The sequence below is a fragment of the Lentisphaera profundi genome (assembly GCF_028728065.1).
In the GTDB taxonomy this organism is placed as follows: domain Bacteria; phylum Verrucomicrobiota; class Lentisphaeria; order Lentisphaerales; family Lentisphaeraceae; genus Lentisphaera; species Lentisphaera profundi.
On record NZ_CP117812.1, the window covers coordinates 1,856,651 to 1,883,209 of the forward strand.

The 26,559-nt window shown below is 37.3% G+C and carries 26 protein-coding genes and 1 tRNA gene; 17 read left to right on the forward strand and 10 right to left on the reverse strand.

All coding sequences use genetic code 11. The annotated features are described in order from the left end of the window. Window positions 1–106 precede the first annotated feature (106 nt). The 10 genes from PQO03_RS18590 to PQO03_RS18635 all read left to right on the forward strand — a co-directional run bounded on the left by PQO03_RS18590 (window position 107) and on the right by PQO03_RS18635 (window position 9,266). Window positions 107–2,020: a DNA translocase FtsK gene (locus PQO03_RS18590; protein WP_274152472.1), complete on the forward strand. Its 1,914-nt coding sequence runs from the start codon at window positions 107–109 to the stop codon at window positions 2,018–2,020. Between the two features lie 7 nt (window positions 2,021–2,027). After that, on the forward strand, window positions 2,028–3,251 hold the full coding sequence (locus tag PQO03_RS18595; RefSeq protein WP_274152473.1) for a hypothetical protein: 1,224 nt from the start codon (window positions 2,028–2,030) through the stop codon (window positions 3,249–3,251). Between the two features lie 4 nt (window positions 3,252–3,255). Further along, the gene (locus PQO03_RS18600) at window positions 3,256–3,633 is read left to right on the forward strand and encodes a hypothetical protein (protein WP_274152474.1); all 378 of its coding nucleotides are present in this window, start codon (window positions 3,256–3,258) and stop codon (window positions 3,631–3,633) included. Window positions 3,634–3,648: 15 nt separating this feature from the next. Continuing rightward, window positions 3,649–4,038 carry a hypothetical protein gene (locus tag PQO03_RS18605; RefSeq protein WP_274152476.1) on the forward strand — a complete coding sequence of 130 codons (390 nt, stop codon included), beginning with the start codon at window positions 3,649–3,651 and terminating at the stop codon, window positions 4,036–4,038. A gap of 121 nt (window positions 4,039–4,159) precedes the next feature. Then, window positions 4,160–5,311, forward strand: a complete 1,152-nt coding sequence (locus tag PQO03_RS18610; protein ID WP_274152477.1) for a nucleotidyltransferase domain-containing protein — start codon at window positions 4,160–4,162, stop codon at window positions 5,309–5,311. Window positions 5,312–5,457: 146 nt separating this feature from the next. Continuing rightward, window positions 5,458–5,901 (forward strand): SsrA-binding protein SmpB, encoded by a 444-nt coding sequence (gene smpB / locus PQO03_RS18615; RefSeq protein WP_274152478.1) that lies wholly within the window; start codon window positions 5,458–5,460, stop codon window positions 5,899–5,901. A gap of 6 nt (window positions 5,902–5,907) precedes the next feature. Beyond that, window positions 5,908–5,981: transfer RNA gene (locus tag PQO03_RS18620), tRNA-Arg, on the forward strand. A gap of 415 nt (window positions 5,982–6,396) precedes the next feature. Continuing rightward, window positions 6,397–7,578, forward strand: coding sequence for a hypothetical protein (locus PQO03_RS18625; protein WP_274152479.1), 1,182 nt, complete (start codon window positions 6,397–6,399; stop codon window positions 7,576–7,578). 105 nt (window positions 7,579–7,683) lie between these two features. After that, the gene (locus tag PQO03_RS18630; RefSeq protein ID WP_274152480.1) at window positions 7,684–8,688 is read left to right on the forward strand and encodes a DNA/RNA non-specific endonuclease; all 1,005 of its coding nucleotides are present in this window, start codon (window positions 7,684–7,686) and stop codon (window positions 8,686–8,688) included. A 56-nt stretch (window positions 8,689–8,744) separates the two neighbouring features. Further along, on the forward strand, window positions 8,745–9,266 hold the full coding sequence (locus tag PQO03_RS18635) for a CC0125/CC1285 family lipoprotein (RefSeq protein ID WP_274152481.1): 522 nt from the start codon (window positions 8,745–8,747) through the stop codon (window positions 9,264–9,266). A gap of 256 nt (window positions 9,267–9,522) precedes the next feature. Here the strand turns inward: PQO03_RS18635 and PQO03_RS18640 are convergent, their stop codons facing one another. Continuing rightward, the gene (locus PQO03_RS18640; protein WP_274152483.1) at window positions 9,523–10,287 is read right to left on the reverse strand and encodes a hypothetical protein; all 765 of its coding nucleotides are present in this window, start codon (window positions 10,285–10,287) and stop codon (window positions 9,523–9,525) included. 476 nt (window positions 10,288–10,763) lie between these two features. Here PQO03_RS18640 and PQO03_RS18645 point away from each other — a divergent pair, with 476 nt between their 5' ends. From PQO03_RS18645 to PQO03_RS18655, 3 genes are read left to right on the forward strand one after another with little or no spacing between them, the layout of a single operon-like run. After that, window positions 10,764–11,198 carry a hypothetical protein gene (locus PQO03_RS18645; RefSeq protein ID WP_274152485.1) on the forward strand — a complete coding sequence of 145 codons (435 nt, stop codon included), beginning with the start codon at window positions 10,764–10,766 and terminating at the stop codon, window positions 11,196–11,198. 13 nt (window positions 11,199–11,211) lie between these two features. Then, window positions 11,212–11,568, forward strand: coding sequence for a DUF6694 family lipoprotein (locus tag PQO03_RS18650; protein WP_274152486.1), 357 nt, complete (start codon window positions 11,212–11,214; stop codon window positions 11,566–11,568). A 48-nt stretch (window positions 11,569–11,616) separates the two neighbouring features. Beyond that, window positions 11,617–12,018 (forward strand): hypothetical protein, encoded by a 402-nt coding sequence (locus tag PQO03_RS18655; RefSeq protein WP_274152488.1) that lies wholly within the window; start codon window positions 11,617–11,619, stop codon window positions 12,016–12,018. Window positions 12,019–12,133: 115 nt separating this feature from the next. Here PQO03_RS18655 and PQO03_RS18660 read toward each other — a convergent pair whose 3' ends face one another. Both PQO03_RS18660 and PQO03_RS18665 read right to left on the reverse strand, forming a co-directional pair. Next, window positions 12,134–12,616 carry a hypothetical protein gene (locus tag PQO03_RS18660; RefSeq protein ID WP_274152489.1) on the reverse strand — a complete coding sequence of 161 codons (483 nt, stop codon included), beginning with the start codon at window positions 12,614–12,616 and terminating at the stop codon, window positions 12,134–12,136. A 73-nt stretch (window positions 12,617–12,689) separates the two neighbouring features. Further along, on the reverse strand, window positions 12,690–14,549 hold the full coding sequence (locus PQO03_RS18665) for a hypothetical protein (RefSeq protein ID WP_274152491.1): 1,860 nt from the start codon (window positions 14,547–14,549) through the stop codon (window positions 12,690–12,692). A gap of 674 nt (window positions 14,550–15,223) precedes the next feature. On the opposite strand from PQO03_RS18665, the gene PQO03_RS18670 reads away from it, so the two are divergent. Beyond that, complete coding sequence (locus PQO03_RS18670) at window positions 15,224–15,433, forward strand: hypothetical protein (RefSeq protein WP_274152493.1); 210 nt, start codon at window positions 15,224–15,226, stop codon at window positions 15,431–15,433. 478 nt (window positions 15,434–15,911) lie between these two features. Beyond that, window positions 15,912–16,112, forward strand: a complete 201-nt coding sequence (locus PQO03_RS18675; RefSeq protein WP_274152494.1) for a hypothetical protein — start codon at window positions 15,912–15,914, stop codon at window positions 16,110–16,112. Window positions 16,113–16,186: 74 nt separating this feature from the next. Here PQO03_RS18675 and PQO03_RS18680 read toward each other — a convergent pair whose 3' ends face one another. The 4 genes from PQO03_RS18680 to PQO03_RS18695 all read right to left on the reverse strand — a co-directional run bounded on the left by PQO03_RS18680 (window position 16,187) and on the right by PQO03_RS18695 (window position 19,888). Further along, window positions 16,187–17,536: a hypothetical protein gene (locus PQO03_RS18680; RefSeq protein ID WP_274152496.1), complete on the reverse strand. Its 1,350-nt coding sequence runs from the start codon at window positions 17,534–17,536 to the stop codon at window positions 16,187–16,189. A gap of 108 nt (window positions 17,537–17,644) precedes the next feature. Next, window positions 17,645–17,995 (reverse strand): helix-turn-helix transcriptional regulator, encoded by a 351-nt coding sequence (locus PQO03_RS18685; RefSeq protein ID WP_274152497.1) that lies wholly within the window; start codon window positions 17,993–17,995, stop codon window positions 17,645–17,647. Window positions 17,996–18,138: 143 nt separating this feature from the next. Next, a complete protein-coding gene (locus PQO03_RS18690; RefSeq protein WP_274152499.1) occupies window positions 18,139–18,402 on the reverse strand; it encodes a helix-turn-helix domain-containing protein in 264 nt (87 codons plus the stop codon). Between the two features lie 229 nt (window positions 18,403–18,631). Next, window positions 18,632–19,888, reverse strand: coding sequence for a tyrosine-type recombinase/integrase (locus PQO03_RS18695; RefSeq protein WP_274152500.1), 1,257 nt, complete (start codon window positions 19,886–19,888; stop codon window positions 18,632–18,634). A gap of 546 nt (window positions 19,889–20,434) precedes the next feature. Here PQO03_RS18695 and PQO03_RS18700 point away from each other — a divergent pair. After that, on the forward strand, window positions 20,435–20,638 hold the full coding sequence (locus PQO03_RS18700) for a cold-shock protein (RefSeq protein WP_274152501.1): 204 nt from the start codon (window positions 20,435–20,437) through the stop codon (window positions 20,636–20,638). 205 nt (window positions 20,639–20,843) lie between these two features. Continuing rightward, entirely contained in the window at window positions 20,844–20,996 is a 153-nt protein-coding gene (locus tag PQO03_RS18705) for a hypothetical protein (RefSeq protein ID WP_274152503.1), read from the forward strand. A 229-nt stretch (window positions 20,997–21,225) separates the two neighbouring features. Here PQO03_RS18705 and PQO03_RS18710 read toward each other — a convergent pair whose 3' ends face one another. The 3 genes from PQO03_RS18710 to rsmD are packed head-to-tail and all read right to left on the reverse strand — an operon-like array spanning window position 21,226 to window position 26,319. Further along, window positions 21,226–25,152, reverse strand: coding sequence for a DEAD/DEAH box helicase (locus PQO03_RS18710; protein WP_274152505.1), 3,927 nt, complete (start codon window positions 25,150–25,152; stop codon window positions 21,226–21,228). Then, window positions 25,149–25,760 (reverse strand): hypothetical protein, encoded by a 612-nt coding sequence (locus tag PQO03_RS18715; RefSeq protein ID WP_274152507.1) that lies wholly within the window; start codon window positions 25,758–25,760, stop codon window positions 25,149–25,151. The genes PQO03_RS18710 and PQO03_RS18715 overlap by 4 nt, the downstream gene beginning before the upstream one ends. Then, window positions 25,753–26,319 carry a 16S rRNA (guanine(966)-N(2))-methyltransferase RsmD gene (gene rsmD / locus PQO03_RS18720; protein ID WP_274152509.1) on the reverse strand — a complete coding sequence of 189 codons (567 nt, stop codon included), beginning with the start codon at window positions 26,317–26,319 and terminating at the stop codon, window positions 25,753–25,755. Before rsmD ends, PQO03_RS18715 begins: the two co-directional genes overlap by 8 nt. Between the last annotated feature and the right edge of the window lie 240 nt (window positions 26,320–26,559).

A 26,559-nucleotide genomic window follows, 5' to 3' on the forward strand; every position in this document is an offset into this window, starting at 1 on the left:
CTAAAGATTTACTAGCTCATGTTTCTACTCGACGTGAATTGACTTTAGCCAAGCTCAATCTAAAATAAGCACCTGCTAAGAAATCATCCTGGGAAATAATCATTTAATGGTCAATAAAGAAGACAAAGAAGCGGCGAAAAAAGTTTTTCGCACCGTGAAAGGACTTGTGAAAAACTTCTTTTCTAATGAACCGCGTCCTCTTCCAGAAAAAAATCACTCTCCCAAACTAGAAAAACAGCCTCCTTCTCCTCATCAAACTGAGGCTATCAGCAAGGAAGACCTTACACCTTCTCCAAACACCGCTATTGCACCAAAAATCGAGAGCTATCAAGAACTCATCGAACAATACAAAGCTGAACAAGAAAGTTACACATTACAGAGTGACCAAGCCCAAGTCGTCATTGCACATTATCGTCAAGTCAATTTATCCAAACCAAGCTTAGATACCATTGCTCACCTCAGCCTCAGCGCAGATGAGCACAAGGATATTATTGAAGAAGCTCCGATACAAGTCGATACCCCTGCTGAAGAAAGCCTTGATGAAGAAGCGCTCATAAGCGACCACCTTCATAAGCGCGAAGAAGAAAGCCTAAACTACCAAATCCCCGATCTCTCTTGCTTCATTGACTCAGATGAATACGTTCATACCTCCGATCAATGGAAGCAAGAAACTATGGAGACCATCCAAGATACCCTCGACAGCTTTCGCATTGATGCCGTTGTTCAGCAATTAACTTGCGGCCCACGTATTGCTCGCATCGATATCCGCCCTGCTCCTGGCGTCAAGGTTTCCGACATCGCCCGATTAAATAATAACTTCGCCATGGAGCTACATTCCAAATCCATTCGAATTTTGGCCCCCGTACCTGGGCAACCTTACGTCGGCTTAGAGATCCCTTCTCCCAATCCTAACCCCGTGGCAATACGCGATCTTTTCACAACTTCGACTTGGCAAAACAACAAAGATGCCCTCCCACTTGTCTTAGGTAGAAATACCTCGGGAGAAGCCATTATCTTAGACCTAGCGCGAGCACCACATCTTTTAATTGCGGGCTCTACTGGCAGCGGTAAATCAGTTTGTATCAACACCATCCTCGCCTCGCTCCTAAGTAAATTCACTCCCGCAGAACTCGAACTTATCTTAGTCGACCCCAAAGTTGTGGAGCTCAGCGTATACGGAACAGTGCCTCACCTACTCATGCCCGTTATTAACGACCCCAAGAAAGTTCCGGCAATTCTACAATGGGTGATTGATGAAATGAAACGTCGCTACAGCGTGCTTGCTAGTGTTGGCTCAAGAAATATCGCAGCCTTTAATTCACGTACGAGCAAAGATAACGAAGACCCTAGTACGCCAAAACGCTATCCTTATATGGTTATAGTCATTGACGAATTGGCCGACATCATGATGACTGCCGGCAATGAAACAGAAGGCTGTCTCGCTCAGATTGCTCAACTTTCTCGTGCTGTAGGCATTCACACTATCGTCGCTACCCAGCGTCCAAGTGTCGATGTCATAACTGGTATTATCAAAGCCAACTACCCCACGCGCATTGCGTTTAAAGTCTCCTCTCAAATTGACTCTCGTGTTATCCTCGATACCAAAGGTGCTGAATCACTTCTTGGCCAAGGCGACATGCTTTTCCGTGCCCCGGGTGGCGCTTCCAGCGAACGACTTCAGGGTGCCCTCGTACGCGATGAGGAAATCGAAGATCTCGTCAAAGAGTGTTCATCACTCATTCAAGCCGATTTTGATAATGACCTAGCTCAACTCCTCATGCGTCAAGCACCCAAAGAGAACGAAGAAAACAAAGAAACTCTAGAGATCGACGAGGATGACTCGCTTCTTAACCAAGCTATTAATATCATTCGCCAAGATCGGAAATCATCAACTTCTTATATTCAGCGTCGTTTGCGCATCGGTTACAACCGAGCGGCTACTATTGTTGAAGAATTAGAAGCTCGCGGCATTTTAGGCCCCCAGAAACCTGGTGGTAAACGTGAAATCTTTTTGGATTAAGTGAACTATGCCTATTGATATCACAGCAAAAAAACTCATTAGCGAAGTCAAGCGTGACCTGCAAGGCACTCTCGATTCACTCAAAGATGACTATATCCCCACTCGTATCCTCCAAGACGCTTTTCATGAACACAACTGTCCTGAATTTGAAAATTTTCTTGCTTCTTTTAATGACACTCCTTCGGCACTCATCGAGGAACTCTGCAAAAAAGAACTCCAGGAGAATGCCGCTATTGCTCTGGCTTCTCATTCTCGACTACCCGTGTCTGCGATGGTGCAAATTGCTCGCGAGAGCCAACACATCAGCCAAAAAATTGCCCTAGCCGCTAACCCCGCGATCTCACCGCAAGCCGCCAACATCCTAGCACAGGATGACGGGCCTAATGTCCGCGCTACCTTAGCTTCCAACAAAGAAACTCTCCTGCGGATTCGAGAATACCTACATTTTGATGAGTCACCAGTAGTAAGAATAGCAGGCCTCCAACGCTTCGCCGATGAAGATGCCTTTAAACGCGCTTGCTTCGACCTCGATATCCAAGTCAAGATCAAGGCTATATTAACGGGGAAATACGATGATGAATTTCTCGCCGTCCTCGCTCACTCCAATGATCATATTATTCAGAGTACCTTATTAGAACGCAAGAACTTGAGCTCCCAAATCCTACGCCCCATGCTCTTTAGCCCTTACTTCGACATAGCTCAGCGCACACTAGAACTCATGGAGCTTAAGCCTGCCGACCAAGCTGGCATTCTTAGTTTTCATCCGCAACTGCTCGAATCTATGCTCAAAAATCAAAAAATATGTCCGCAAGTCCTGGCTGAGTTTATTCGTGGAGCAGAAACTGACGCCCTTATTTTACTAATCGAAACTCAATCACTTGAAATCGAAACTTTAATAAAACTTGCTGACAACGCAAAACCCGAACTCGCCAAAGAATTAATTATCACTTCGGAAAATCATCCCGATATCATTCGCAAACTTTCACGTGGCAATAAAGAAATTTTATATACCCTGGCACTTTATGCTGAACTCAACTCGAGCCAAATTGCTCAACTTTTTTCAGATGCTGATCGCCTTCTCATTTTTATTTTAGCAAAACGCGGCTTTACTTGTCCCGATTTACCCGGGCTCATTGCTCAGGACTTAGTTAATGATTCACTTCCTAGCATCCGCGAATTTGCCCTGAGTTCTAAGGAACTCATCCCCCAATCTCAAATAACACAGGACTAAAAACATGGCTAAAAAAACTCTTAGCTTCATTGACCTTGTCACTGGCGCTGATACCGATACTCTGCGCGCCGCTCTAGAAGCCCGTAGTAAAATCGATGAATTGCTCGTCCTTCGACACGAGGCTTATCGCAAAATTGCCGAACTCGAAGAACAAGTCAATAATATAGTGGGCGACGAAGGCACCTTTGAATTTGACGCACCAGAATTCGACGTCGCTTTTGGCGGTAAATCACCCAAGAAAAAAGCACCTACTAAATCGACTAGCTCAAATACAAATAAAACTCAACTTAATAGTGATGAAGATACCGATTCAGAAGATCCTATCGAAGACACTCCTAAAGAGAAAATCAAAAATACTGTAAGTAAGGACAAAGCTGAATAAACCCAGCCCTTAACTATGACGCCTAATGATCACATCCGTTTGCAAGAACTGCTTCTCCAGAGGCAGGAACTCTTTGCGTCCATATTCAAAGCGGAAAGTGAAATGATTTCTTTGACTGAAGGGGAATTTAAGATCCCTGCTGTACCTATTGCTTTAGCTTCCTCACAAAAATTTATTACTAAGAAAAATGCGAAACCAAAAACAAGTAAAGTGAAAATCCCTGCACTTCCCCATCGTCAAGCCTTTTACCTCATCAAAAGCGGAGAAACCAGGGAAGAGACATACGAGAGCCGCGCCCTACTCATGGCTCGACTCAAACTCCAAGACATCCCCATTACCAGTTCCCACCTCGCACATTACCGCATGGGCCTGCTAGAAATCATATCTGACTTCTCCACTCATTAAGTTTTCACTACTTCATCAACAAAGTATCAAGAAAACTCTCGTCACTCGCTCTCTCCTTAGTCCTGTGAATTGATTTTCTCTCCTACAATGGGTAAACTATCCCAACAAAATGAGTGTAGACATGACCACCCTAAGTGAATCTAAAGAAGAGCAAACCCTGCTAAATTGTTTGCGCGATCCGCAAAACTACGACTTCTCCACCACTTATGATTTCGATAAGCTCCAAGAACTCTGCAGCTATCACCGTATCAGACCTCAACTTTATGAGATGCTTAAAAACAATCCCTCTTTACCCTCAGAATTCCGATCCTACCTCAAATCACATCGCGAGCAATGGGCCTTTCGCAACCTCGCTTTTTTAGCCGCTGCACAACAAATCAATACCGCTTTTAAAGATTCCCATATTGATCTCCTTTTCTACAAAGGCGGACTCCTTTCTCAGGCTATTTACCAAGATTTTTCTTTACGTGAGTCCTCTGATCTCGACATTATTGTATCCCCGGAAAACCTCAAAGAAGTCACACTCATCCTTACTGAACTTGGTTACTCACTCTGCCGTGACAATAATCTTTGGAATAAAGAACTTTTCATCTCCTCCGATTCGGAGATAGAATGGTTCCATCCTGATAAACAAATCACTCTTGATCTGCATTGGCGTCCTAATCACCCCCGCACCGGACTCAACTTTTCTTTTGAGGACTGCCTACAACATAGTCAAAAACTCGAAATTCAGAACTACTCTTACCCCATCATGACTGAAGCTTTTTCATTCCTCGTCTTATCCTGCCACCGTGTAAAATCACCACAAAGGAGACTTTGTCATTTACTCGACCTTATCCGCCTCAGCGAAAAAGACACTTTTAACTGGCAAGAACTCGCTCAGCTTAGTCAACACTTCCAACTTGAAAAAGTCATTGCGAAAACCCTGATTTCTATTCAATCAGTTAAGCCCACTTGGCAGACCTCCACTGAAATCATTAGAATACTTCCTTGTAACTGGAAACAACTTGAACAAAAAACCGAAGATCTTCAACCTGTAATAAATATCCCCGCACTTTCTCTAACGCGGGTAGCACAAGCGATAAGATTCCTTCTTTACTCTACCTCTAATCATTACTCTATTCGAAAAAAAATAAGCTCTAGTACTTTTGTCTTTTTTCATCCCAGCGTACAGGTCATGCGACAAGTACTGCTCCCTAACAAGCTGCGATATCTTTACCCTCTTATCATCCCCATGATTTATTTACGTATGGCACTCACAAAATCAAGATAAAACATCTCTCACTTTAAGGCCTTAAAAGTAATCCTTTACTAAGTACTATCTTAAGACAGTTTTTGTTTAACTTAAAGAGTCCACTTATCTACTTGACCCATCCACAAGCTTACCTATATTAAGGTCTAATTTTTTTAAGGACACACATGGAACTCGCCAACAACAAAAAAGCTCGCTTCAATTACGAAATTATTGAAAAATACGAAGCTGGAATCGAACTTCAGGGTACTGAAGTTAAATCCTGCCGTAAAAAATCGATTTCTATTGGCGAAGCCTTCATTGCCTTTGAAGGCGGAGAAGCTTGGATGCGCGAATGCCATATCTCTACTTACGAACAAGGAAATCGCAATAACCATGAGCCCAAGCGCAAACGTCGCCTACTGCTCCATAAACGCGAAATCAAAAAACTCATGCGCGAAGTTGACCATAAAGGCCTCTCCGTCATCCCCCTGGGTGTGCACCTGAAAAGAGGTAAAATCAAAGTCTCTATAGCTCTCTGCCGTGGTAAAAACACCGTGGATAAACGCCAGACTATGAAAAATCGCGATAACGACCGCACCTTACAGCGCTTCAAAAACAAAACTCTCTAAAAACACGCTTTGGTAGCTCAGTAGGATAGAGCGACAGTTTCCTAAACTGTGGGTCGGCGGTTCGAATCCGCCCCAGAGCACTCTTTTAAGCACAAACTTCACCTACATGCATTACATATTACAAGACAAATGATATGGACTTTAATAGGGACTAGCATCCCTACATTGCTAATGAAATCACACTTTTAGTTTATCACGCTAAATAAAGTTGTGTACCTTCGGATTTACATCGAGTTTTTTTAGAGGGTTAAGTATGCTAAATTCTTGTTTCGATATGGGGAATTTGAAAAAAGTTCGACCTATTCAATTATTAGCCATCAAAAACATATCAATTCACCCTAAGCAATCAGCTTTACGCTTACTCTGACGTAATAGATAAGTACGTATATCTAAGCTCAAAAATATTATATACGATAAAAACACAATTATGTACTCAATAAAACTGTGAAAATCAGTTAGAGCTTTTAGCTTACTAAGAATAACGGAGGATTCATAATGGATATAAGAACAACACACCGAACTAATTTAGACATGAGTTATAGATATAAAATGAAACGATATATTTTTATATTGATTCTTATTGCATCTACCTGTAATGCTGTAGATGAAGATAAGATAAAAAAAGAAGTCTTAGCAGAGCTGAACCTTAAGGCTGTACCTACAGAAACTGATATATCTGACTACCTTATTCTTGTAGACAAATTGGTTAGTGAAAAATATCCAAAATCTGCATTAGAGGATTTAAAGAAGAAATTCAATTCAAAGTATCCAATCATTAAGATTGGTGACAATGTAGATCTACAATTAAATAATGTGAAAATTGAGGGTCAATTAAAGTCTGTTAGCAAACAAACTATTATCATCGAAGACAATAGTTATTCATTAAATCTTTTTAGCAAAGACGTACAACTTAGAATAGATAAGAAGAAACGGTATGATTATTACAAGAAGTACCTAAATACACTTTACTATAAAAGGGTTAATACTTTTAAAGAGAGTCTTCTTCATTCTCCCAAAAACCCACGCAATGCTACAGATACACACCGTGCTTTACTTACTTCTAAGCTTAAAATGGCACACCAAAGAGAGTTTAAAGATCTTTACAATTCTTTCTTAAACGCAGATGAAATACCATCTAAGAGAAATAGCGCACAATTAACTAACGATTATTACACGAATCACTTTCGTTATTTAAAATCAGAATGCCCTCAAGATGTTAAAGATTATATTGACAACTTTGATGACGACATTAAAAAGATAGACTCTAATCAACAGCTACAAGGATGGGTATTAGCGAGAGAAAAATTAAGATCTTGGTGTAAAAAAACTAAATATAAACCATTACCTCAAACAGGAGCTTCACGTTCACGTTCAGGATACGTACGCTCAATCCAAGCAGGTAGTGAAGATGCAAAGAGAAGAAGTATCGAGGTTAGGGCTCAGTTAGCTCATCTGAATAATCACATGGAACATTACATGCTTGATGATTATGAAACAAAATACATAAAAGAAAAGAATTCAGGTGATTGGATTTATCTTTTTGAAATAACTACCCTAACATTGAAGTCGGGAGGTTCGAACATAGCTGGAGAAGCCTATGCCTATGTAACTATGACACCTATGGAAAGACAACTAAAATTTCAAGAAATTAACATTAAATATCTCAAGACAAAATAAAGAGCAACAATTCTTCTACAATTAATCATTTAGATTCTATAGCTTTAAATTGAATAAAAGAATAAGTATTACTCGTATCAATTATAGGTGAGATTGAAGTACACTATGAAATCAATTATTAATAAACTCTTAGTAACCATCTTAATTGGTATAATTGGCTTTGTAGCCTATAGCAATAAAGACCAACTGCCAGAGATAGCTGAACGTACTAAAACTAAAGCTGTTGAAGTCAGTGAATCCGTTAGTACTGCAATCAACAATAACTCTCCTAAAGCCACTCCTAACAAGGTAGTCCAAGAAGAATCTAATTACGAGACAACTGATAAGCGATTAAAGAGCGGTTACAAGCCAATCGTGCTCACTGAGAGCTACGAGCATGACAAATGGACTACTGAGCCACAAGAACTCGTCAGAGAGTTTAGAGCCTACATTGTGAGCTTTGATGATAACTCTGACAATATATTAACCCGTAACCCCGACTGGGTAGCATACGAGATGAGAGCTAAACCTTCAAACATGCCTGATGGTAAAGCTCCTAATCGTCCTTCTACTTGGATTGAAGATGATAAATACAACGATGAAGCACCCCATGATAAATCATATTTACACAGTGGCTTTCATAGAGGTCACTTATGTATGAAACATATTGCTTGGAGGCTGGGAGCTAATGCTGATTGGAATACTCACACGACAATTAACGCTTCTCCACAACACGCTAAGTTCAATACTGGTGTTTGGTTAGATATGGAGAATAAAACCAAAGACTGGGCTGATGAGTACGGGCGAATATGGGTTATATGTGGTGGTGCTTATAAAGATAAGAAACCCTCTCTATGGATTGGTGATGAAGGCGAAGAAAGAGTTGCAGTACCTGAATACTTCTGGAAGATCGTTATTCGCTTAGATGGTGAAGAAATTAAATCATTGGCTTTTATGTATCCACACAAGGACATTAAAAAGAGTCTTACCACTAAGAAGTACTTTCATGCTAGATATTTAACGTCAATAAATGATATTGAAGACTCAACTGGGTTAGATTTCTTAACTACGATTGAAGACGAAAAAGAAGAAGTCATTGAAGCATTGATTGCTACTGATATTTGGAAGTAAACACTAACCATACTTTTATATAAAATTAGAATATTAGCTAAAAAAGGAAATATAATATGAAATACATTTTAATTATTTTAATTATTGCTTTTACAACAAGTTGCTCTTCATGGTCAACACAACTTAAATACCGTAAACAAAGTTATATTCCTGGATCAAACAGAGCTGTCATTGGCTATGATGAAACAAAAATCAGTGACTTGCGATATGAAGTGTATGCAGGTCAAGCATGGCCTAAGGACTATCATAACCTACATAAGGTTGCTTTATACAGAGCCGCAGAATTAACACAAGAGCACGGTCATAATTTTTTCTACATTATTGATCAAGATATGAGCATGCAGCATTACGGGATGCCTATCTATCAAAACACTCATACCAATGGCTACATAAATGATAATACATTATATTTAAACAGTCATACAACAACAACAGGCGGAGGAACTATTTCTGGAGGTAAATACTACTTAGACTTCCTCATTGTGCCTGACTATAAAACAGAAGGATTCGACAATATCATTTCAGCAGAAAAAGTAATAAAATCACTTAAATATTTTATAGACAGAAGACGCAACTAGAAAATCTATCGCTATAATAAAAGACCGTTTTTACCCCGTACTACGGCTCAATCGGTAAGTTACAGCTATAAAGAACACTCTGACTTAATAGGGATTTGTGAAAAATTAGACGACCCCAAAACTATTGGAGATATTATCGAAGACTCTTACAGGTTTAGATTTTTTGACTAAGCTTGAGGATGAGAAAGAAGAGGAAATTGAAGGCCTAATCTCCAGTGAACTGTGGTAATAAATTAATAATGAAAACCATAAAATATTAAATATACTTAATTAAGTAAAGACTAATAGTTCCACAGCCAACTAAGAAAAATAATAACGTTAGATAACCAATTACTAGTTGTATATTTCTTAGAGTCATTTCGATAGTTAATAATTTTTTCTTATCGTCAGCTTTCCTGTTGTTTGAATCTTGATCGCTAAAATTATGACCCTTAGATATTGGGAATAGATCCTCGGTTACTCTATCTTTGTTGTTAGCCCAGTTCTTATCAATAGTATTAATGAGAAAATCATATTTTTCAGAAGCTAAATTATAATTTTGATTACAAGCTGATTTAAAGTAGAGTAAGAACTCATTCTGTAAGCTATTGAAGTCATTTAAAGAATTTATGAATCCTTCATCATCCTTCTTTTGTAACTTGGATAAAACATAATTAGAAAAGGTAAAATCGGCAAGACTAAATACGAGTGTTGCTATTAACATAAATATCCCAAACTGAAAATCGTTTGTTACAACTAAATAAGGGGAGTTATTGACAGTAGTAAACGCAAATAGGATATACCCCACAGAGATCGTTATGATCATTTGATCTTTGGCTTTATTATTATTAGAAAATGCGCTAGCAGTTCTATCGTGATTACTATTATGTTGATTAGTTAAGTTAAGACGCTCATTAGCAAAGGCGTTTCTAATTGCGATATCATTTTGAGCTTTATAGTAAAAATCATCTTTTAGTCGGTTAGTTTTCTCAAGCTCTAACTTTATTAACTCTATTTTTTTCTTAAACTCTTCTTCAGTCATCTTTTCCTCTCCCTATTTCGTTTCACGAATATAACAGGCTTTGGGCAAAAAAAACTCAACTCCTAATTAAAAGAGCTGAGAAATCGCAGAGGATTAATCTTTGTTTTTAGATTGTTATTGTATTGAGAATTGGCGTATTAATATTGACGACCTTACAATCTTTCAAAAACTTATTGCGTGCGATCATATAAGCTTTGTGTCTGTCGCTTTATCTGTGATAACCACAACATGAGAGTACCCATTAAAACTCTCTATTCATCTGTATAAACCTTCTACACAGCTATTTATCTGAAGAATATTAATAGTTACATACCTATATTCTACCCTACCCATAAATGGTTCAAAACTTAGAGGCGAGCTAGTTTTATACAAACACGCTTCAATTCGAGAATATTAAATCTATTCATTCAAATCTTTTAACTACAGGATTTTGAAAAAGGGGCTAAGTTGGGAGTAATCAAAAAAAGGGAAAGGAAATGGATATACTAAATACTTTAGTGACCGTACTGATAGCAGTATCTGGAGCTAGCTACTTCTTAGCTAGACAAAGTGACAAAGTATACACAATGGCAAGAAAAACATTTATGTGGCCAATGATAGTTTTAGCTTTTTTTCTTTGTATAAAATATGCAGAGCGAATAAGTCCATTAAGTAAATGGATAAGTTATGATTATTTCTTTGATACCGACATCAAAAGAGAAGAACTAAAAAGCATTATTGAATTAGAATCAGACAAGGTAGAAATTAAATTAAAAATAATTTCCCTAGAAAGAGAAATCGCAGAATCCAATAGAGATAGAATAAGAATAGGTTTATCTATATTAGGTATTTTATATGCTTTTATTATGTTTGGCATTATAGGGAGTATACATAATTCACAAGATAGAATTGCTAAAGCTAATAAAACATAATAAAAGGAGGGAGATGAACAAAACAATAGCATTCATACTCATGCTTCTTTTTGTCTCATGCAGTGAACCCAAGCTAGATGAACTCACTTTGGACTACTCCAGTGAAGAGGCCATGAATGATAGCTTTAGTGATATTTATGCAACTCTTACTAAGGAGCAATGGCAGAGGTTTATGCAAGTGCTTTCGACCGTCACCCAAAACGAGATAAAGAAGCTCATGCCAATGGAAAAGAAGCTATCTTCAGAAGAATGGAATCAACTAATCTACGATATTAGGCAAAAAGCCTTTGATGGCAAGAGTGTCAAAGAAATACTTGATATGCAAAAGGCCCTTCACGGTAAAAGGGTAATTGACTTGATTGAGCATTGATTGCTAATTAAGTTTGGTGAATAAATAAAAAACAATGGAGTATGATAGATGAGTATTGATACATTATGCACAAGTTGTGGTGATGTTGTAAAGTCGGAGCAATCAATGATCGGCTTAACTATGGACTGCCCTTACTGTGGCAATGCATTTGAAGTTTCACCTCGCAGAGACTCACAAGCAAGCAAAGTCAACAATAAGACTTCTACGCTAATAAACTGTGAATCCTGTAACAAAAGTATCTCACCTGAAGCACACGCTTGTCCATCATGCGGTCATCCTAACAAGAAGATACAGAAGAAAGCAAAAAACAAAGAGTACGACAATAAACAAAGAAGTGGCTGTCTTCTATTGTTACTCGGCTTAGTTGTTGGCGCATTTAACCCCACTATAGGTGGTATCATGGTTGTGATTGGAATTATTATAGCAGTCATAAATACAAGAGTTACATAGTGATTACTATTATTTCAACTAGGATGATGAAGTAGTATTGATTGCTAGGGAAATTTGGTAAGTACTAGAATAGGTTTATTAACATGATTATAATGCGAATAAACTATTTACAGTTTTACCGATCATTAACCTTTTTTGCTATTAAATCTCTAAGTCTTGCTATAAGTAATTCTTGTGCATATTTTTTTTCTATGGATCTTTCTTTAGCAATTACACTAGCTTTTTGTGACCTCTCTTTTTTTTCAAGCTCCTTGGCCTCTCTATGGATACCTTCAATCACTTTCAGACTCTTCTTTTTAACTCGAGTAAAAATAACCTCTGTCATATAAACTAAGTGTTTCCCATCTTTCTTTACTGAATCTTTAAAACTATCCGAGAGTTGAATATCTCTCTTGAGATTAAGGAACCATCTCTGTATATCACGCCGACCTGCTATACAGAATATAATAATAATAGGTAAGGAGAAGCTCAGTATAATTGCTAACGTCTCATTTGCATCCTCTAAGCCAATCGCCCCAAATAACCAGCTAAAACCAAGCATACTCGCCATCATCAAGAGCATTAGTACTCCGCCAAAAAAATCATCCTTACGACTCATTACACTACCATTTTATAATATTAACACCATCAAATACAAATGAAGTTTAAATAATCATATTGATTTAAACCAGTTATTTCCCAATAGCTTTAATGATACGATCTTCTTGAATCAATACATCCCTTAACAATAACTTATAAGGAAAGGTTTTATGCTTTGTAGTAGACTTAAAAGCCTCTAAAATCTTTAGTAAAGATTCGGCTGTAATCAATGATAAATTAAGTTCATATTCTTCAGCCGTCTCTTCTACAAAATCTTCGCTAAAATCAGGAGCTACTAAAAGCGACTTAATAATCTTACAATCCATACCCTCTGCCAATTTAGTATATGACTGCATCTGCCTTGAAACCGCACTGAATTTATTATATCCGCTCTCTTTGATAGTCTTACACTCGACAAGAATAAGTTCATTATTACCCAAGTTCAGCAATATATCAATTTTATCTTTCTTTGTGTTAAGCTCTTTCTTTAAAACCTCATCCACATTGAAACCTAATTGCTCAAAAATTGATTTGGTTAAATCCTCAAATTTAATTCCTAATTCTGCTTCTTTGATTACAATACCATTCTCTTTTAGTTCATTTAGATTTCTAAAACCAATATTTGCATAGTTCTCCAAATAAAGGTTTTCAGAGTCTTTATAACCATCTAATATATTTTGAATATTATCTCCACGCACTTTCAGCTCTCTATCTTTACAGAAAGCTTGTAACTCCACGCCGTTAATTAAATCTAAAATATCTCGAGGTTTAATATTATAATCGAGTAAAAGATCACTTTTCAAAACAACTTCTTCTTGTAACTCAAATTCATTTTTAACGGCTAAATTTAATTTAGGCAAGAAATCTCCCAAATCAGTCAGTAATTGTTCATAACCATCAATCGAAATACCTACTTTATCGTCTCTCTCTACCTGCTCAAAGTGTAAGATTATATTATAGATTTTCTCCTCTAAAGTCACTCCTTTTAAAGGTGTATCATATTTTAAATTCACACTCCACAAGTCATTAATAGTCTTCTTTTTACTCGTTAGATTTGATCCTTCTTTATGAATTTCTTCTGACAGAAAACTAGAAAAAGAGATCCCCTCTTCTATGACACTTCTAATTTTTGCTTCATGATCTAGAGATTTAGTATTTATATTATGCCTTCTGCATACTGCATTTATCTGAGGTTCTTTAATACTCCGTAATACTCTTCTAAAGAATTTATCGGCAATCTCTTTTTCTCTTACACATCTTAAAAGCTTAACCATTTCATCTGCTATATAGATGGTGCTAGTTTTTTTAGATATGAAAATAATACCTAAATTTTTCAGCTCAGCCAACACTTCGTCAATTTCAGCTTTCTGGGGTGGTAGTACGTTATAATTCATCAACCTTACTTCACTCTGTGTGAATTCCATTTCTTTAGCTAAGGTCAATAAAATAGATAATTCATCATCTGTAATTTTTGCTTCTCTATTAGAGGCTAGATCATTATTGAAAGCTGTAAATATACAGGCTTTGTATATACTATAATCTCTCTTTCTAATATCACTTAAATCTGATTTAGGATTCTCGATATCAGCTTCTAATTCTTTGATCTTCAAACTCAAAGTTTTTAATTCCTTTTCGTAGAGTCTCGCAAACCAATCTTGTTTCATAATGCAATTACCATCCCTGATGATGATATCAATCAATATATCTAATTGAGAAGCAATATTTACAAATTCAGAATTTATTTTTTGGAGAAACTCATCTTCCACTAAAGAAAAAATCTTTGATATAACTACATTATCTAATCCTTTTAGACCCGATTTATCTGTATCTGAAATAAGCTTATCTATAGCTTTGATATTTTTAGGTTTTGCTCCAATAATACCGTCTATTACTTTAATAAATGAGTTTTTTTCTAACGAATTTAAGTTATTTAAGATTTTCTCTAGTTTCATCACATCCCCTAAGATTAATTATACTCCACTAGCATTTATTAAGTGGCAATAGCTTTTATGCATAGAACATAAAGGAAAATCTGTAATCACTCAAGTCTTTTTTAATAAAACTAGTCCTGATACATCACTAATTTCTACTATTATTACAGTTATTAACTCCATAATCAGTAGCTAGTTTACTCGTAACTAACTAAGTCTAAATTTAACTTATTTATATCCTTTTGTATTATAATTAAATAGCAAATTACTAACCCTAGTAAAAATAAGCATATAAAGTTGATTTTAGTTAAGTAAGTCATAATGGCATTAAATCCTTTATGAAGTAAAATATGTTTTTAATACATCCTGCTATCATGAAATATTTAATGATATGATTTATATCACCTCTAGACCTCTATGAAATCACTCAAAACTTACGGGCGAGTTAGTTAGGGTTTATTTATTTTAAAATGGGGAATTTTAAATTTATTCATTCCAATCTTTGAACTACAGGATTTTGAAAAATGGGCGAAGGTGGGAATAATTAAAAGAAGGGATGAAACTGAGGGTGAAACCGAGACTAGAACAACCGACAAGAGTAGAGCCAAGACCCATTGGCCCAAGACCATCCTAGCAGGTAACTAAGCCACACACCGTTGAAACATCATCATAGCTAAAAAAAGGACTAAATACTAATGAAAACACTACTGGCTGGCGCTCCTCATTCGAGTGATTACCAATATGATTATACTGGTGAATCTCGATATGAAGGCTATAACGGGAGATTAACGGGGGGCTCAAGTGAGTCTTCAGGAAATAGCGATTTTTGGATGTTTGCTATCATCTTAGTGATTGCTCTATGCCTTAAATCTAAGCCAGTTTGGGCTAAAAAAAAGGACTTGTGAATTCACCAACGACACAACAAAGCTGTTTAAAAGCTTGGGCGAAGGTTTCTACTGGGTGCTAGACCTGCTGAGAATGAATAACCATTCCAAACAAATACCAACCCGATAGTGAGGGGGGGGATGCCCCAGAAGCTCCATCCATATATACTAATCCACCCCATACAAAATTATACGATTTTTCAAAACACGATACAGGCTAGTCCACCCCCAAAAGCAGGAAAGGGAAAGTCCAGGTTATTTGTAAATCATATAACCATTCCCTAGGGTCACGGCATGTTTTTATTTGGGGTGTTTTAGAGCCAAGTCTATAAAAGTTCCGAGATCTCCAGTATAGAAATTAGTGCTAGGGTCTTTCTTTCGGATAGACTTGTCGTCTTTGTATCCATGAGATTGGGCCACTCCATTAATTGCATATATACTTACATGCACACGCTAGGGATAAAAGACATAGAGCGCAGAGGCTAGACAGGCTAACTTAGTGGAGATTAAATCGAAGCTTACAAGCGAGCAGTGGCAGAAGTTTCAAATGGCAAAAGCTAATATCACTACCGAGGCATGCAGGAAATACATCAAAGAAGGTAAGGCGCACTCAAGTGAAGAGTGGGACGCTCTAGTAAATGAGATTACCAAAGAAGCCTTACACGGCAAAAGGGTTATTGACTTGATCGAGATAGATTAATAGTATCTATTATTGACACTGAAGCCTCATAGATTGCTCTACAATAGCTTTTAAATATCGTTAACTTATTTTGCTTACGCTATCAACTCTTGCTCAAATTTAACCTCATAGCCTGTTTTACTGAAAACTAAGTTCTCAATGAATGAAGTATCGACCTCATTTAATATAATAAGTCCATCGTGCATATTTACTTGGATATTCTCATTGCCTAAATACTCTTTAACAAAACTCATTATAAATTGCTCTTTATTTTGATAGTACCAAGATATTTGCTCAGGCCTGTTTAATCTATGCGAAGGGTAATTATCAAATTCTAGATTTTCATAAACACACTTAATATCGCTAAGTAAACCTTTATATAATTCATGTGCCTTGAGTTTCTCGATATATTTCCCTGCCTGCTCAAAATTACATTGCATTAACGACATTATATTTAGTCTGTAATCATTCTTTTTCTTTGCTGGCTTATGTTTATGTACCTCACCACCAAACACTAAAGGCATAATCGTAGATTTTATGAACTTTATAGAGTTACCATCACTTCGATGAAATATATCATTAGACAGTTGTTCTCTTACTATTTTTCTATCATTCACCATCATAGAAAGGTAAGGCAGATTGTCTCCAGTTTGGCGTGAGTAATCTTGGCTTAATATTGTATGTGCACAAGCTTCAATATCAATTGACCTCATCCCTTTACATATTTCATTACGGAATCGCTTAGGTTTGTTTTGTATGTGAGCTGATGTGATACCATACATCCTACCTGTGTCGGTTTTACAGTGCTTATAAGGCTGTATAATCTTATTCTCATTCACAAAGCCTTTATGCTTGGCTATATAGAAATGCATATCCAGTGAATCGATGAATTTAACTTCGGGCAAATTAAAGAATGTATTAACCAAGTGTTTGTCAGTAGGAGGTTGTTTAATATCTAACTCCTTAATAGCACAGGATTTCGACCAATCATTATTATCTGTTATAGATCGTCTATAGTTACCTGATAGACTAATTCGCATTTTTATATCCTGTAATGCTTTCTGGAACTCAACTGTAGTCTTCCAAGTTGAGCCATGACCAGCCATTAAAGACTTACTCATTTTTGTGTTACGCCCTACTAAATCACGATATATCAAATTATTAATAGCAGATTCCCTCGCAATCAATTTCTTGTACTCTGTTGCGCCAAAATTTAATTTAAGGTCTTTGTGGTAAAAATAATAAGCACCATCAATAAGCTGATGTTGAATTTCCTCTTTATCATCAAGGATAGACTGCACAAGCCTTATAATACTTCGAGAAATAATTCTATTATTTAAAGCTTTACTACCATCTATGTATTTGGTTAAAATATACATAACAATAGGTTCATCAAGGATATGAGCACTAAACTCAACATCTCTTATTCTACTACAACCACTCATTCCACACACCCCTCTAATCCTCTTCTATTACATAAGGATGAAGTTATGGATAACTTACTGTAAATCATATTCTTATGACTTAAATTAAGAAGTGTCATGATAACCACACTATCTAGAACGAGTTAGCATGTTCTTTAACTTACCCTCTAGATGATAAACCGCAGTTTCAAGTTGATTAATTGAGCATCCCTCAAACAAAATTGTTTTGTGGTGAGTGAAATCTTCAATAGTCAGACCTTTTTTGTCCAGTGGACATCCTTGGTTGATATCCGTGGTGGACATTTTGGGTGGACATCCTTGGTGGACATTTTTAGGTTTCGAAGTGGACATTTTTAGGTGGACATTTTTTATTGTCCTTTGAACTGTCTTGACACTTACATCTAGTTCTTTTGCAATCTGTTTGTGAGTCATAGAAGAAGACATTTCTATGATTTTAATATTCCTCTTTTTTTTATCCATTTTATATCCTATAGGTATTTTTCATGCGCAATTCAACAAAAGTGAATTTTTCAGCGTTATTATTTTAGGGAGTGGGATAACCTCTTTCGAGGTCAGGTCTAACTATAAGGAAGGCGTAATACTCAGCTTCCTTAGCACAGCACTTAAGCTGTTAATCTTTCTATCTCAGAATGTTTAATACGAGTGATTCCGCCTATCTTTACTGCACCTACTTCACCACGTTCAATTAAATTCCACACATGGCGTGATGAACAATGTAACTTATCAGCAACTTCTTTGATCTTGTAGAATTGCTCAAAGTTTGACGTTTCATTACTCTCAAGAATCGAGAGCTTTTGTAGTGTTAAATTAGGGATATGGTCTTTCAGGATATTTTTTGCTGTTTCAAATGCTTGACTCTTATTCATTATACTGCCTCTTGGTTCACTAGGTTTTAAATTATCTCATTGCTTGAGATGTAATTACCGTGCCATGCCATGAGCTATGTTTCTAAGATAACATCAAAGAAATTATACAATATATTTTAAGAAAATGGATGAAAATAGCACAAAATCTTTTTATAGGCTTTTTTTTGCAATTTCCGCAAACTCCATAATACAAAAAGATGATTTTTAAGAACCCCATCAATAATGCTATCTATGCTTTCAGAATTTGATTCTTAATTGTTTCCCAGTTCTCAGAATTCATTTGAGAAACAAGTTTTTTAACTTCTTCGAGACTCATTGCTTTTCCCTCGTCAGATAGTTTCATTATCTGCTGTTGAGTCATTTCTGCATCTATATTTGTGTAATGGCGAGTCATTGCTGTATTACTATGGCCTACTACCTCTTGCACTATTGCTAGAGGTACACCTGCTTTCGCACAATCCGAAACAAATGTGTGCCTAAGACTATGAAAGCCTACTAAACCCAGTTCGTCAGAACTAATCTTTGCATCCTTAAATGCTTTTTTAAAGTCTTTCTTAAGATTGGATCTATGCGACAAATAACGTGAAGATAATGAGGGTAAGATGTATTCGGACTCATCACTATAACCAAACAACTTCAATTCACGTTTAAGCTGTGATATGATAGGCATATTCACGTATTGATTATATTTCGCAGTCTTTGCTGGTTTTATATGAATACTATTTGTAGTAAAATCAATATTCTCCCATTTACATAAAACTGCGTCTTTAAGCCTCATGCCTGTATAAACCGCAATGGCAAATAACAACCTTAATTCACCCTCTGTAGCTTCTAGTAATCTATCAACTTCTTCTTTAGTGAAATTACGTCTAGATGTCCTTTCTACGGTTCTACTACCCATATTCTGAAAAGGATTTGAGTTTAAATTAGCTGTATCCATTAATGTTTTTATTATACATCTACACTTATTAATAATGCGATTATAATTTGAATCCGAATGAACTCTTATTTTTTTTTCATCTAAACGTAATAGATGTTTGCCAAATTCTTTCACATCATTTGCCATGATTTCATGTAGGTATACTTCTTCACCAATAAAGGATACAAATAATTCCCAATGGTGTTTATACTGCCTTATCACCTCATTTGATGGAGTAGGTCTATCTGGCTCAGCAAGAAACATCCGAAAAGCTTCAGCCATTTTTATATCCTTACCTGTGTGCCTATCCAATACTTTTTTAATGGAATCAATTTGCTCTGACTTTAAACCTTTACTTTTAGCTACTGCTTCAATGAAGTCACCTTTAGACTCAAGGTCATTGTGTAAAGCCATGAATTCTTTGGCTTTTATTTCAGCTTCTTCTTTATTAGTTACTCGTAGACTTTTTTGCTTAAGTTTACCATCCATGTAATACTGTATATAATAATACTTACTTTTCTTATTCTTAAAAAGTGTCCCATCACCCTTTCTTCTACGCTGTTTCATTATCTACTCGCTTGGTTTTCGTTATCCTGCATCACAATATAACAAATAACTAGAATTCCCAACTTTAATATGGATATTGATATGGACTTTTTAATTTTACTTAGTAAATACACAGTTTCCTAAACTGTGGGTCGGCGGTTCGAATCCGCCCCAGAGCACTCCCCCTCATACTTGTCCGAATACAGTAGTTTTGCTCATTTCTATACGTCTATAGAAGTTCACTTATTATTATATAGACTCAAATATTCCTATACTCTCGCGATTCATTTTCATTAATGAACTCCTTAAAAATCCTCTCGCACATTAACTACTTCTGTCATAGTGTACATTTTTCTGGAAGTCAAATATCTACCAAATGGTGTTTTAAGGCATAAATGAAATTTTACTAATGAGTACAAGAAGTGCTTTTCTGACCTCAATAGACTCAATATTAGCCCTAATATGAATAATAAATGAATAACGGTAGTGCTTTTTAAGAATTACACATTATTATATCCCTGCACAATATTTCGTGCGTTTTTAATTAAAATATATATGGATTCTATTATGGAAACTGGTACAGTTAAGTGGTTCGCGGATGATAAAGGCTTTGGTTTTATAACACCTGATAGCGGAGACAAAGATCTTTTTGTACACCACACTGAAATTCAAACAAGTGGTTTTAAGACATTGGCTGAAGGCCAAAAAGTTGAGTTTGAAGTTGGACAAGGTCAAAAAGGCCCATGTGCAACTAACGTAAACCCACAGTAAAAAGTTTTTGAGCATCTCTTCTAGGGATGCTTCAACAAACGATTGATCGGACGCCGAAACGGATAATAGCTTGTTTATTCAAGCTTATATACTTAACATTCGGCGTCCTTCATTTTTTATAAATATAGTTGGCACATTGATTCACCCACAGGTGCACACGTCATGTCCTCCAATAAATTATTCAATACTAATATACGAGAACTCAATGGCCAAGCCCAATTACGCATTTGAAAAAAGACAGAAAGACCTTGCTAAAAAGCAAAAGAAAGAAGAAAAACGTCTGAAAAAATTAGCTGCCCGTAATGACAAAGCTAATGGCGAAACAAGCCCTTCTGAAGACACACCACAAGAAGATTAGAGTCGAATTCCATTCCTCTCATAAGCAAAGTCATTCGACTTAGCTACACAAATAACACATACCCTCAGCACCCTATTATTTAATAATAGAATTAAAACATCTAACATTTATTAAATAATATTCTATTTCGCACGCTTATAAGCCTCATTTAAAACTGAACTTAAATAAGCGTCGCTACGAATGACCCTATTTCATAGTTGGTCCCCTGCTACACATCTACATAATTAGATTACTTCAGCAAACGTAAAAGCTCATCGGCACTCATTTTTGAAGCCGTATCTTGCCCGCCTAATAAAAAATCGGCAAACTCTCGCTTACTTCCATGCAAATCAAGAATCTTTTCCTCTATACTCCCTTCACTAATTAAACGATAAACCGTGACGGCCTTATCCTGACCAATTCTATGGACCCGATCAGTGGCCTGATCTTCCACAGCCGGATTCCACCAAGGATCCATATGAATCACATAATTAGCTGCCGTTAAATTAAGACCAAAACCCCCTGCTTTTAAGCTAATCAAAAAAATCGGTACATCCCCTTGCTGAAAATCATTCACTAAGCCTTGGCGTTTTTTTGCAGGCGTCGATCCATCTAAACGCAGATATTCACAAGACTCTTGATCCAAAGCTTTTTGGACAATATCCAAAAAACTTGTGAATTGAGAAAAAACTAAAGCCCTATTCCCCGAAGCTTTGATCTCTTCCACCAATGCCAATAAACGATTAACCTTGGCACTATTTGCCTTAAATTGCTTATCTAATAAACCTGGACTACAAGCAGCCTGTCGCAAACGCGTTATTTCTTCCAAAATAAAGAACTTATCTTGCCCATCCCTCCCACGCTTACCCAAGCGTTCAGCAGCACGAGCGCGCAAGCCATTATAAATAGCCTGCTCTTCATCCCCCATCTTAATCCTAAGATTAACGTCCGTCCTCTCAGGTAAATCCTTAAGGACATCCTTCTTCATTCTTCGTAAAATAAATGGCTGTACTCGCCTACGAAGACGATCCCCTAAACCGCCCATTGCATGGGTCATACCACCGGAATTAACTTCTTTACCAAAACTTCGCTGATTCCCTAAATAACCTGGATTAAGAAAATCAAATAAAGCCCAAATTTCACCCGGATGATTCTCAACTGGAGTACCCGTGGTCGCTATTTTGAATTTCGCGGACAAGGCACGCGCAGCCTTGGATCTGCCGCTCATGGGGTTTTTTATTGCTTGAGCCTCATCTAATACTAAACCATTCCACTGTACATCTTTAAGCTTATCTAAATCCCTTTGCAACATTGTGTACGAACAAAGTAAGATATCGAAATCACCCAGCCCTTCAATGATCGACGCATTGAGAGACGATTCATAAATCCTACTTTTTAACTGAGGGGCAAAACGCGTAATCTCCTCCTCCCAATTACTACAAACGGAAGTCGGCGCGACAACTAAGCTAGGACCCGATTTTGCACGCGCTAGGAGCACACCTAAGGCTTGCATCGTCTTCCCCAAGCCCATATCATCCGCCAGACATGCACCCGCACCCCAAGCTGCCATACGACTAAGCCACTGAAAACCCTCCAATTGATAAGTTCTCAATTCGGCATTCAGACCCTCAGGAAGAGGGACATCATGCTTAAATATTTTCCGAAGATTTCGTAAGTCGACATCCCAGTGCTGAGGTAATACCACATCTGGCATTGTATTAATTGCTTGAGCAATTTCACTTTGACCTAGCCGAGAAAAACCTAAGGCTCCATTATATTCCCCTAAATTAGCTTTCAGAATCTGAATCTGATCCTTAAGCTGGCTACTTAATTTCACAAATCTTTCATCGCTTAGCTTTACATAAGCGCCATCTTTAGACAAATTTTCAAAGAGCTCGGCGAAGTGCATAGCCTGACCATCGAACTCCGCTTCACCCGAAAGCTTAAACCAATCGCTATCCTTTTCGATTTTAACCGACATCCGCCCAGTTAGCTGCTTAACACTCCATGATTTCTTTGGCCAAAAGATTTCAATTTCTTTTTCATGCAAAGCCATCAAGAAATCTAGCGACTGCTGCTGATCGTAAATTGATAAAAATCCATCCTCCTCTAAATCAGGTAAGTCTGGAATCATAGTCATTATATTTTTTAAATTCAGCCGCTCTTGATCTACATCGCGTAAACACTGCTTGCCATCTTTCCAAATAACCACAGCTCCTTCACCAGGAGTAAACTCAGGAGTTCCAGATCCAAAAACAGGAACACGTAAGCGAAAATTAATTCCCTCATCTTCTACCATAGGCTCGGCAATAACACGAATATCACAGAATGATTCCATTAGTTGCCCGGCATTGGTATTTTCATCTCTCCAATTACTCATAACTGGCATGTACTGACTTACCCGAGGCAATAAACCCCTAATTCGCGATCCTTGACTTTTAGGAATCTTCAAACCCTCATGGGTCACATACTGCTGAAGCTCTTCAAAACATTCTGGAAAACGATAATACTTATATTTATACGCATCCGTTCTTTTCAAAATCACATTGCTCTTATACTCATCAGGCAAATCTAAAATAAAGAAATCATCACTCTCATCTAAACAAATCCCCCCCTCTTCGACCTCAAGACTTACTTGAGCATCTAGGTCATATAGATCATAAAGCAAAGGATGCTTGGCTACTAATTCTAAAACCTCATTCCCACTCCACTCAACATAACTCCCCGTTTGATAAACGACTTTTGCAAGAATCTGCTTATCAAGCTCACTTAAATAAGTTTTATTTTGGACTTTATCAAAACTAATCTGCTTGCCTTTGAGCCAACCTGACTTGCCCTGTTTTTGTTCAAAAGGACGTAAATCCCAGCCCGCTTCATTCAAAGTAAAACGCCAAATCAAGCGACTTTGTTCTTCAGGAGAAAAAAACTTTTCAATAAAATCTAAACCGCTTTCCCAAGCTTCTTTAATCTCCAAAAAGGACACAAAGGAAGGAAATGGTAATTGAGCTTCTAAAGATGCCAATTCATTTTCGTTTATGCGAAAACCTGCAAGTTGAAACAAGGAGAGCCACTCACGGTAAAGCAAACGATTATCACGATCATTTAATGCCGCTGCCCAACAGAAGTCTTCATCTGAACCTACGAGTTTTCTCTTTTCCATAAAAAGCCGCAAAGCCTTATAGTAATTAAGCTCCACCCCTCGCAACATAACTTCACGAGAAGGCGGGAATTGAGCCGTTTCCCGGTATTCATTAAGATGTAACAAGGCCTGTTTTTGTGAATTTTTCATTTGTCGAGACTCTAGGATTTTGCGGTCTCCGCGAGCCCCACTTAAGGCTAGACAACGAAGATAAATCTCATCTAAATAAGAAGGGAAATAACTCCACTTATCTAATTTTTCCTTTGCCAAACGACTTAAACCTCTGGACGCTTCACGATAATCACCTTTAAAAAAACAATCCAATGCTTTAGCCAAATCAGCGGCACAAGCCTGCTCCCAACAAGAAACCAAATCCCTTAATTGATGAAACTCATTTTCGTGAAGATACTTAGCCATGAGATAAACATTTTGTAAGTCCACATCTCGTGCGATCCACGACTTAAATTCTTCACTGTAATCTCGCGGGAGATGTCCCGTAAAAAAATCATCTGCCATCATTTCATACCAAAAATCTTTGAGTAAGCCTGGATTAATCTTCGCCGTATAATCAAAACCTTCACACTGAGGTTTTATTAGTGTCTTTGAGTAAAAATTAACCCCTCTTCTCATCTCTTTACTTGGCTGGCCCGAAAGATAGAAATAACGAAGATATAGTCGCTTCTCTGCAATATCCCAAGCTCTAATGGATCCCAAGTGAGGTCCTATGCACGTTAGATAAAAATCTTCTAAGCTCTTCTCCTCAAGCATTTCCATAAGCACCTCTTTTTGAAAGAGACTAGAAAAGTTATTTGAAAAAGAAAATACATCAATTTCCAATTCTCGCAGAAGCTTAATCTCATCTTTGATTAAATCAGTCCCTAAGACACAAGAAAAATCTATTTGCGTATCCCGCAAAATCTTGGCTATATGAAAGGGTGTAAAGTACTGGGGTGCCATTGCAAAAAGTTTAATGATATAAACTTGAAGCTGAGTGAGGCTCATTTTATAAACAAGCCATTTTTCACCCGAAGTTTTCATTTTTTTAATGTTCGTAACTTAGTGAGGTGGCCTATCATCTGGTCATGTATTTGACGAAGGTGCCCCATCATAGCTACGGTAATAGTCAAATATCGTTTATTGTGTTCACCTAGCCTCTCCATTAAACCCAAAGCATCATTTAGGTTTTGCAACCCGCGCTTTCCTGCTGAAATAAATGACGCCGGTAGATCGTACTTACCATCGGCTAAGGATCCCTGATAATAGGCCAAAGACCTTCCTAAATGAAAAATGATCTTGACTCCAAAGTCGCGATCTTCTTTTAGCAACAAGGTAGAAAAAATATTACACCAACCCACAGAAACCTGTCTTAATAAGAGGTAAGACTTATCCCTTTCATAAAAGTACGCTGGCGTATTCATCTCTATGGGGTCAAAAGGCTCACTTTCTATATCAAAATCAAGGTCATCTTCCTCCATTCCTGGCAACTGGAACTCTTCTAATTGCTCCATAATATAAGCATCCGCATCAGTAATTTCACCAAATTCGCTAAACAGCTTCATATACTTATTTGCATATAAATCTGACTGACGCATGACACGCTCCCAATCAAACTCATCCCAACCATCATTTGGCTGTATACTATCCACGAGAATCAACTCGCGTAAAAAATGAAAAACTAGTGGGTCTACAATGCTTCACTTTCACCTGTTTCCACCTATCTGATATCAATTGACTTATTGTTAAATGCTCAATCACCAAAAAACTCTCTCCATGACCCGCTTTAACTAATTGCTCACTCTCTATAAGTTCTTTAGCTAATTCACTGTCCTCGCCATAAGGCGGGTCGCTGATAAAAACATCTACCTCATTAGATATATTCATTAATGCTTGCCGCCAGTCACTATTAAGAAACACCACCTCTCCACATTCTGCTCGCATGGATTTCTTAACTTTCTCATAATTATTCTCAATGACCCGCATAGTATGACGATCATTTTCAATAAAATAAACTTTTTTAGCTCCTCGAGAAAGCGCCTCAAGACCCAATGCTCCTGAACCGGCAAAAACATCCACTACCACATCACCCTGGAGACAACCTATCATATTAAATAGAGTTTCTTTCAAACGATCCGTTGTAGGACGAGTGGCAGGATTATCTCCTGCTTCCAGACGAATACCCCTTGCTGCCCCACCTATTATTCTCATTATATTTTCGTCCTATCTGTAACGTGATTTAAATCATCGCACTGAGGACAGCGTGACATTGTCTCATAACGAGATATCAGATGAATATGCGAACAACTTTTACATCGACAAAGACGCTCCATAGAAAGATCTGATTTGGGCTTAGCTCGCTTAACTTCATTATAAATCCATAAGCCAGCTAATATCGCTACGATTAAGATGCAATATATAAGGAGGATATCTTCTGCATTAATTTGAAAC